Origin of the sequence: Vibrio sp. 10N.286.51.E5 (assembly GCF_041469125.1) — a bacterium.
GTDB classification, from domain to species: Bacteria; Pseudomonadota; Gammaproteobacteria; order Enterobacterales; family Vibrionaceae; genus Vibrio; species Vibrio crassostreae_C.
In genome coordinates this window covers 99,421-108,374 of sequence record NZ_JBFRJZ010000024.1, presented here as the reverse complement: position 1 = coordinate 108,374, position 8,954 = coordinate 99,421, and the positions used below count along the sequence as shown (strand labels likewise).

At 46.9% G+C, this 8,954-nt stretch carries 10 protein-coding genes; 1 reads left to right on the top strand and 9 read right to left on the bottom strand.

Annotation, left to right across the window (positions count from 1 at the left end):
* Positions 1-74: 74 nt before the first annotated feature.
* From AB4161_RS09065 to AB4161_RS09040, 6 genes are all read right to left on the bottom strand, one after another.
* On the bottom strand, positions 75-734 hold the full coding sequence (locus AB4161_RS09065; protein ID WP_372083246.1) for an HAD family hydrolase: 660 nt from the start codon (positions 732-734) through the stop codon (positions 75-77).
* 1 nt (position 735) lies between these two features.
* Positions 736-1,755: an ABC transporter ATP-binding protein gene (locus AB4161_RS09060; protein WP_372083245.1), complete on the bottom strand. Its 1,020-nt coding sequence runs from the start codon at positions 1,753-1,755 to the stop codon at positions 736-738.
* A complete protein-coding gene (locus tag AB4161_RS09055) occupies positions 1,755-2,540 on the bottom strand; it encodes an ABC transporter permease (RefSeq protein WP_004732591.1) in 786 nt (261 codons plus the stop codon). The genes AB4161_RS09060 and AB4161_RS09055 overlap by 1 nt, the downstream gene beginning before the upstream one ends.
* Positions 2,540-3,433, bottom strand: coding sequence for an ABC transporter permease subunit (locus AB4161_RS09050; protein WP_102397957.1), 894 nt, complete (start codon positions 3,431-3,433; stop codon positions 2,540-2,542). Before AB4161_RS09050 ends, AB4161_RS09055 begins: the two co-directional genes overlap by 1 nt.
* Positions 3,430-4,308 carry an alkaline phosphatase family protein gene (locus AB4161_RS09045; RefSeq protein WP_102397956.1) on the bottom strand — a complete coding sequence of 293 codons (879 nt, stop codon included), beginning with the start codon at positions 4,306-4,308 and terminating at the stop codon, positions 3,430-3,432. The genes AB4161_RS09050 and AB4161_RS09045 overlap by 4 nt, the downstream gene beginning before the upstream one ends.
* A 61-nt stretch (positions 4,309-4,369) precedes the next feature.
* Positions 4,370-5,473: an ABC transporter substrate-binding protein gene (locus AB4161_RS09040; RefSeq protein ID WP_372083244.1), complete on the bottom strand. Its 1,104-nt coding sequence runs from the start codon at positions 5,471-5,473 to the stop codon at positions 4,370-4,372.
* Between the two features lie 211 nt (positions 5,474-5,684).
* On the opposite strand from AB4161_RS09040, the gene AB4161_RS09035 reads away from it, so the two are divergent.
* Positions 5,685-6,413, top strand: a complete 729-nt coding sequence (locus AB4161_RS09035; protein ID WP_017071257.1) for a UTRA domain-containing protein — start codon at positions 5,685-5,687, stop codon at positions 6,411-6,413.
* A 133-nt stretch (positions 6,414-6,546) separates the two neighbouring features.
* Here the strand turns inward: AB4161_RS09035 and AB4161_RS09030 are convergent, their stop codons facing one another.
* From AB4161_RS09030 to AB4161_RS09020, 3 genes are all read right to left on the bottom strand, one after another.
* Positions 6,547-7,401 (bottom strand): amino acid ABC transporter ATP-binding protein, encoded by an 855-nt coding sequence (locus AB4161_RS09030; RefSeq protein WP_050653104.1) that lies wholly within the window; start codon positions 7,399-7,401, stop codon positions 6,547-6,549.
* The gene (locus tag AB4161_RS09025; RefSeq protein WP_372083243.1) at positions 7,394-8,059 is read right to left on the bottom strand and encodes an amino acid ABC transporter permease; all 666 of its coding nucleotides are present in this window, start codon (positions 8,057-8,059) and stop codon (positions 7,394-7,396) included. Before AB4161_RS09025 ends, AB4161_RS09030 begins: the two co-directional genes overlap by 8 nt.
* A gap of 134 nt (positions 8,060-8,193) precedes the next feature.
* On the bottom strand, positions 8,194-8,835 hold the full coding sequence (locus tag AB4161_RS09020; RefSeq protein WP_017066356.1) for an amino acid ABC transporter permease: 642 nt from the start codon (positions 8,833-8,835) through the stop codon (positions 8,194-8,196).
* Positions 8,836-8,954 lie beyond the last annotated feature (119 nt).

The following is an 8,954-nucleotide window of genomic DNA, read 5'->3' as shown; positions in this document are numbered from 1 at the left end:
CTTTACGGGGTCACTTCATTCATCAGCGGCTTTTTTCGTTCTAAAGCGAACATAATTCAAAGATGGGATCAGCGTTAGTCCCAGTTGAGAATCGACCAATTCGGTTGATCGGCTAACGCTTTCAAACGCGGGCACGGATTCACCAAATAGGCAAAATCAGCGTGTTCACACAAAGGTAAGTCATTGATTGAATCGGTATAAAAGTGGATGTCTGAGTAATTGGTTTCTTGCTTATCTAACCACTCTTTTAAACGCGTCACTTTGCCTTCACGGTAGCTTGGTACACCTGAGATCTGAGACGTGAAACGACCTTGGTTCTCGACCAAATCAATACCGAGTGCATTCTCGATACCAATCTTACGGCCGACCGCTTCTACTAAGAAAGTCACGCTGGCAGAGATGATCAACATATCGATATCATCATTCTCTAGCTGCTCAATCAAAGGTTTCGACTGTTTAAACTGCCTAGGTAAAATATGCTGCTCAACACACTCTTCCACCAAGGCGGTGACTTGCTCTGTTGGCATTTCCGCGAGTGGCTGCATAGCGAACGTGAGGTAATCTTCCATGTTCAGCTTACCTTCCGAATACAGGCCCATTAAGCGTTTATCTTCATCAATAAAGTTGGGCGCAGTGGCAATGCCCTTTTCAACCAAGAATTCATTCCAAAGCATTGCTGCATCAGCATTGATCAGCGTTTCGTCCATATCAAATACATACAAAGGTTTGAACATCTTAGGCTCTCACAGGTTGAATTTCGTTTAGGTTAAACAGGAGTTCAAGTTGGCTGCCGTTTGCCAATAGTCGTTCAGAGGAACGGTTTAATAAGTCGACCGTTAATTCACATTCATCGACATCTACCTGGTAGCGAATCACGTTGCCCAAGAGCTGGTGGTTACGAATGGTGCCCGTTTTCGGCGCAGAGATATGTTCGCCATATTGTCGGCCTTGCTCTTTCACGTAGATAGATTCAGGTCGAATCGCCACTTTCCATTCTGTTTCAATATTGAAAAGTTGCTTGGCTTTGTTCGCTTGCACCAGATTGTAGTGTCCCATGAACCCAGCCACAAATTCATTGGCAGGTTGAGTGTAGATCTCTTCGGGTGTCCCCGCTTGTACGATCTCGCCTTTGTTCATCAAGAAGATACGGTCAGACATGATCATCGCTTCTTCCTGATCATGAGTCACGAAGATCGTGGTCAGATTCATCTCTTTTTGAATATCTCGGATCTGTTGGCGTAGGTGTTTACGGATCTTCGCATCCAGCGCCGAAAGCGGCTCATCAAGTAGCAAAATACGCGGCTTCACTACCAAGGCTCTTGCCAAGGCGACACGCTGACGCTGACCGCCCGATAACTGATGCGGGTAGAACTTCTCTTTGCCCGTTAATTCCACCAGCCCAATCACTTTCGCCACTTCACGTTTAATCTCGTCAGCAGCAAGCTTTTTCATTTTCAGGCCAAACGCAATGTTGCCTTCAACCGTCATGTTAGGGAACAGGGCATAAGATTGAAACACCATGCCGATGCCACGTTGTTGCGGCACTTGGTGAGTTATCTCTTCACCGTTGACCCAGATCTCGCCACCATCGACCGGATTCAAACCTGCCAAGCTACGCAGTAGAGTCGATTTACCACAGCCACTTGGGCCAAGCAGAGTAATGAATTCGCCCTTCTCGATGGAAAATTCAATATCTTCAAACACCGTGTTGTCACCAAAGCTTTTGGTAAGGTTTTTCGCATTTACATAGCTCATTATTTTGTTCCCTGGCTGAAACGACTTGCCAACCAAGTCAGTAAGAAAATAAACAGGAAGTACGTCATCACAAGGGCTGACGTGAAGTGGCCGCTGGTTTGACGCATGTTGTATAGGTAGATTTGCAGTGTCTCGTAACGTGTACCCACCAAGATGTTGGCGAACACGAACTCGCCCAATAGGAACGAGAACGACAAGAACAGCGACGCCATTAAGCCTTTCTTAAGGTTTGGCAGAATAATCAATAAAAACGCTTTGGTAGTGCTTGCACCAAGCAGGTGTGCCGCGTCCATCAAATCGTGCAGGTTAATCGCTTCAAAGCTGTTGGCAATCGCGCGATACATGAATGGCAACGCGATGGTGAAGTAAGTACCAATCAAGATCCACGGTGTGCCTATCAAGGAAATTTCACTATCGGCATATAGCTGAAGCAAGCCAACCGACGACACCACGGGTGGCACAGCGAATGGCAATAAGATCAGGATATTCATCACCTTGTCGAGCTTCGGGAAATAGTAAAACACCACGAAAATCGCAGGCAGAACCAACACCACACTCAATGACAGCGCTGCCACACAGATAAACAGTGAGCGACCAAAGGCTTGTAAGAAGCGAGGATCCGTCAGCAGGTTGATGTACCAATCTAACGTGAAGCCATCCGGCAGGATAGTGGCGCCCCAACGCGAGGAGATCGAGTAGATAAAGGTCGCTAAGATCGGAATCATCATGATGCCGACAATCGAATAGACAACCGTTTTATGAAAGCGAGTATTTACGGTGTTCATTACTTTCTCTTCCCTGCGTAGCTTTTGCTGATCAGCCATTGGTTAATCACGGTGATGAAGGCCAGCATCGCCATCAGAATCACGGAAATTGCGGCAGCCAGGTTTGGTTCTAGGAACAGGTCGCCCGATACCAAGCTCGCAATTCGAATCGTAATCACGTTGTAGTTGCCCGAGGTCAACGCATACACACTCGCATAGGCGCCAATCGCATTAGCAATCAAGATGATGAAGGTGCCGAACAAAGCCGGAGATAACACAGGCAGCGCGATTTTGGTCCAGTATTGCCAAGTTTTCGCGCCAAGCAGTGCCGAAGCGGCTTGCCAGTCGTCACTCAGAGCATCAAACGCTGGATAGAGCAACAACACCGCCAATGGGATCTGGAAGTAGATGTAAATCACCAGCAAGCCCCACTTGCCGTACAGGTCGAAATCACCCAGTAATCCATACTGCTTGAGCAATAAGGTGATAGCACCGTTGGTGCCCAAGATGATGATGAAGGCGAATGACAGAGGCACACCTGAGAAGTTGCTGCTCATGTTGGTAAACGCAATCACCGCATCGCGGATTTTAGAATCAACGCGGCGCAGTGAAGAAACGAGCAGAGTCGCGATCGCTAAGCCAACAATGCTCGACCAAATCGACAGCCATAAACTGTTGCCAAAAGCCTGCATCATGAAGGCAGAATCGAATATCTCAGAGTAGTTTTCGAGAGAGAGCTCATCATCGTAGAAGAAGCTGTTGATCAGCACCCAAACCATAGGTGCCAGTTGGAACAGATAGAAAAACAGTGCGAAAGGCGCAAGCCACAAGGCGGGCTTGAAGCGTTGAAACAAAGATTTGGTTTTGGGTTGAAGCGCAGAGCCATCGCTCTGCGTGATTACAGAACTGCTCATAAGGCCAACAATTCCTGAGTGTAAGATTTATCGTGTTCTAGATTGAGTAACTGACACACGCTGCCGCAGATGTCGGTCTGTTTCACTGAACAAGCTTGGTGTGTGAACTTATCGCCAATCACAAAGAATGGCACTTCACGCTCTTCAGGCAGAATGCCACCGTGAGACAAGTCATTGTTCATGCCGTGGTCACTGGTGATGATCACTTGATAACCATCGTCTACCCATTTCTCAAGGTAGTTCGATAGGTAGATATCCGCGCCACGAGCACTATTACGGTACTGGCGAGAATCCAGCCCATGCTTGTGTCCCATGTCGTCAATGTTCATTGGGTGAATCAGTAAAAAATCAGGCTGATGAGTCACGCGCAAGTGCTCAGCATCCAAGAACAAGGCTTCATCTGGGTAGTGATCCCAGTGGTAGAAACAACCGTGTTGAATGTTCATGGTTTCGTCGTTGGTGAAACGGTCGCGTACAGCATCAAATGGCGCTCGGTTATACAGCTCACTCACCCAATGATATGCCGCTGCAGCCGTCACTTTGCCCTGCGATTTCGCCAAGCTAAAGATCGACTCGTGATTCGATAAACGCACGATTTGGTTGTTAACGATGCCACTCTCGACAGGGCGAACTCCAGTTAAAATGCACTCATACAGTGGGCGTGACATAGATGGCAGTTCACATTGCACAGGGTAAAGCGTGGCGCGCAGCTTGTTTTTTTGCGTGCTCTGCGAAGTGCTCTGTTTATTCTGCAAATCGCCCTGCTTTTCATGCATATCACTTAGTTCTAGAAGACCGTTCAGGTAGCCCATGCAATCACGGGCTACCTGATAGTTCAGTCCATCTAGAACAACAAGGATAACCTTATTGATCATGGTCTATTCTCTATTGCTTGTTTCTATAAGCCACCCGTTACAGGTGGCGTGTTAAGCGGGGTTATTGCTGGTGAATCAATACGCTTTCTTGCCATTGACGTGGCAGACGACGTGCTGATTTTTCCCATGCTGAGAAGTCAGATACTGGGTGCACGTTGCTGTATTCATCGTTAGAGATCAGCTTGTCTTGTACTGATTGAGGTAGCGTAACGCTGCTACGGATTGGACGTGCGTAACCTTCTGCTAGGTTAATTTGGCCTTGGTCACTGAAGATGTATTCACGAGCCAACTTCGCCGCGTTCGGGTTTTGTGCGTATTTGTTAATGATGGTGGTGTAACCAGAAATCACTGAGCCATCTTGTGGAATGCTGACGGTAAAGCGCTCACGGTCGATCTTGTCGCGGTAGTTCAGTGCGTTGAAATCCCACATGATTGCCACTTCCACTTCGCCTTTTTCAAGATTCGCGATGCTTGGGTCGGTGTAAGATAGACGGCCTTGCTTCGCTAGCTCACCAAAGAATTTAATCGCCGGTTTTAGGTTCGATTCGTCACCGCCATTAGCAAATGCTGCCGCTAGAATTGCGTTGTTTGCTTGTGCGGCTACGCCGACATCGCCCACTGTTACTTTGTAGTCACCTTCTAGTAGGTCACTCCAAGATTTTGGGGCATCTTCAACAAGGTTATTGTTTGAAATGAACGAGATTGTACCTGTGTAAGCCAGAGCCCAGTGACCATCTTTGTCTTTCGCCCAGTCTGGAATGTCATCCCAAGTGGTTGGCTTGTATGGCTGCGTTACGTCTTTCTGCACAGCGACACGTGCAAAGGCGAAACCAACGTCACCGATATCTGCGGTTGCGTTTCTTTTCTCTGCTTCAAATTTCGAGATCTCTTGTGCCGAGCTCATGTCTGTATCCTGATGCTTCAAACCGTAGTTTGCTTTCAGATCAGTCCATGTGCCTTTCCAGTTTGCCCAACTGTCTGGCATACCCACACTGTAAACCGCACCCTCTTTTTGAGCGGCTTCAATCAGTGACTCAAGATCAGCATCCTTCGCCATCGCTGACATTGAAAGTGTTGCCGTTATTAGCGTTGCACCTATTAGCTTTGTAGATGAACCCATAAGTTTGGCTGGCGATACAGTTGAACGGCTAAGCAAAGTTTTCATTGTCTCTATCCCTCTGGACTAGGTCAGTAAGTTCGTTTTGTATGCTATCGCCAGAGTGTGACGCTTTCGCACAAGTTATTTGACAGTTAGGATGCATTTCCGTGGCAGTTATATTTCACTCATATGACAGCAAGCCTTTGTTTACTGTCACATTCCTGTTAACTCCGTGGTTTACCTTATTGGGCACACGAACTTATGGACTAGATCAGTAATGAGAACATTGGCTACAGCGCAATCAGGGACACAGCTAGGCAGAATTAAGGCGAGCATTAGAGAGCAGCTTCAATCAGGCATCTTCACCGAAGGGCAAAAACTGCCATCCGAAAGAGAGCTCAGCGAGCTGTTTTCAACCACACGAATTACGCTCAAAGATGCGTTGGTCTCATTAGAAACCGAAGGTTTGATATACCGAGAAGAGCGCCGAGGCTGGTATGTGTCACCCGAACGTGTTCGCTATAACCCATTATCACGTTCTCACTTTCATCAAATGATTCGTGAACAACACCGCATAGCAGAAACCAGACTGCTCAGCACCCGTACAGAGATGGCGGCAGGCGATTACGCCAAAGCATTAGAGATAGAGCAGATAACGCCAATACACGTGATTGAGCGCTTGCGTTTTATTGATGGTAGAGCAGTGCTGTTTGTTGAAAATGTACTGAAAGCGCCCTTATTTGATGGTGTATTGTCGGAAAACCTCACCATGTCACTAACAGGAATCTACCGAGAAAAATACGGCTACGAGACCCAACGCTCGCGTTTTGATGTGATTCCCACTTCTGCCCCTGCTCATGTCGCCAAGGCGCTGAATTTGGCAGAGGGCCAGCCTGTTTTGAAGATCTGCCGAGTGAACTACAAACAAGACGGTGAGCTAATGGACTGCGAGTTGGAGTACTGGCGACCGGACTCTGTGGTGATTCATATTGATAGTATTGGTTAGCGCCACATGGCCATTTGTATAGTTTTAGGCTTAAGTTTAGGTTTGGGAAGAAAAAGCTAACATACAAAAACTCCGACAAATTCTGACGGAGTTTTTTAACGATCGAACCTTGAAGCTGTGCAAGCTATCTAACTCATGAATCAAGCTTGAGGAACTGTCTTACCCTTGATGAATCTGGGTTAGTGAAAAACTTCTCTGGGTTGGATTTTTCAATCAATATGCCTTTTTCAAGAAACACCACCTGATCCGATACCTGACGCGCAAACTCCATCTCATGTGTCACAACCACCATGGTGTAGCCCTCTTGCGACAGTTTCTTCATCACCAACAACACCTCTTCGACCAATTCAGGATCGAGTGCTGACGTTGGTTCATCAAACAGCAACACATCCGGCTCCATCGCGAGAGCTCTGGCAATAGCGACACGTTGCTTTTGCCCACCCGATAACATGCTTGGGTAGTTCTCTAGTTTGTGCGACATCCCAACCTTATCGAGTTGCTTACGAGCCATCTCTTCGGCGTCTGATTTCGCTATCTTCTTAACGTGAACGAGCGCTTCCATGACGTTTTGCAACACGGTTAGATGTGGCCACAAGTTGAAGCTTTGGAAAACCATACCAAGGCGCTCTCTAAGTTTCGCCAGCTCTTTATATTTGAGTGGTTTACCCGTTTCAGAGTTGATACCAATGCGTTCATCACCCATGAAGATCGTGCCGCGTTCTGGCTGCTCTAGCCAATTCATGCAACGTAATAGCGTCGATTTCCCCGACCCAGACGAGCCGAGAATACTCACCACATCGCCTTTGTTGATGTTGAGGTTGATGTCTCGCAGTACTTCGATGCCATCAAACTGTTTCGACAGGTTTTCAACCTTGATGATCGTCTCTCGTTCTTCCAATAGTGGCTCGCACTCAATTACTTCCAAATTCACGCTCGAAGAAGGGTTAATCGGTGCTTCCGTTTCAATAATCTCTGATTGTTTAAGCATGGCTAAGCCCTCTAAGTTCAACTTTGGTTTGGATTTGTTTGGTGATGGTTTCAAGTGCAATACTCACAGCCCAGTAGAGCGCGATAGCAATGATGAACGCATTCAATGGGATGAAGTACGTTGATTGAATACTGTTGGCGGCCGCGGTAATTTCTGCGACGGTGATGATGCTAAGAAACGCAGTGTCTTTTAAGCAGATGATGAGTTGGTTAGTGATCAGTGGAACCGACTTAAACAACACATTTGGGGTAATAACTCGGGTAAAGGTTTTGAATTTAGAGAAGCCATAAGCGTGCGCCGCTTCGATGTAACCTGGCTCTAGCCCTTTACGAACACCTCGGAAAATCTCACAAAAATAGGTACCGTGATAGAGACTTAGCGCGATGATTCCCGCTGTAATCGCATCGAGTCGAATACCAACCTGCGGCAGCCCGTAATAGAGCAGATACGCTAAGATAAGAAACGGCAAAGTGCGCATCATGCCTATCAAACTATTGATGGTGTACTTCACACCAAGTTTTGAATTTTCGAGGCAATACAACAAACTGATGCCAATGATGAAACTCAAGATTGAAGACGAAACAAAAAGATAAAATGTGGTCACAAACCCTGAAGCAAACAGCTCTTTTTGTTGCCAGATAATATTCCATTCTTCCATATTTACTCCTTAAACTTACCCGCTCAATAACGCATCACAAGCAGGTAAATGGTGTTTCTGACCAAGTAGCCATGACGGCTAAACTGTGGCTGTTGTTGATAGCTGTGACTGAGGTAGATGACTGCTAGCCACACTTATTGCTGCAGATAAGTGGCTCGGTTTTCAGCCACAGCTTGCAACTTCACCAACACGCCAATAATCAACATGTAAATGGCACCGGCACATAGAATCGGCCCAAGTGGTTCATAGGTAACCGCAGAGATTCGATTGGTGACACGAGTTAGGTCGACGATGCCGATCACCGCAATCGCTGGGCTGCCTTTGATTAAGAACGACATCTCATTGACTAGCGCAGGTAGGCTCATGATCACCATTTGCGGGAACATGATGCGGCGAAAATAAGTGATACGTCTCATACCAATGGCTTCTGCCGCTTCCATTTGTCCTTTTGAAAAGTTAAGAAAGGCATTGCGCCAAATCTCTGCATTGAATGCCGATGTATTGAGTGTGAGAGCTAAAATAGCAGAAACGTGTTTATCTAAATTGATGCCAAATGACGGAAAAGAAAGGAAAATAAACAGAGCCAGTGTCACCAAAGGCGTTGCTCGTGCCCAGCTGACATAGATACCCAACATTTGATCCACAAACGGGATTTTCATCATTCTAACTAAGGCAATCATTAGGCCGATGACGACACCTAATACAATCGATACTGCCGATATCCATGCCGTTGCCCACGCGCCCTGTAGTAACTGTTCCCAAGCGTAATAATCCATAAACGACCTCTTTGATCAGCGACTTCTTTCGATAGATTGTGCGCCAAAGACTCATGGGTTAAACCGCTTTGAACCCATTGGCATGGACACAAACAGCCGCTAACTGTTTGTGTCGGCGC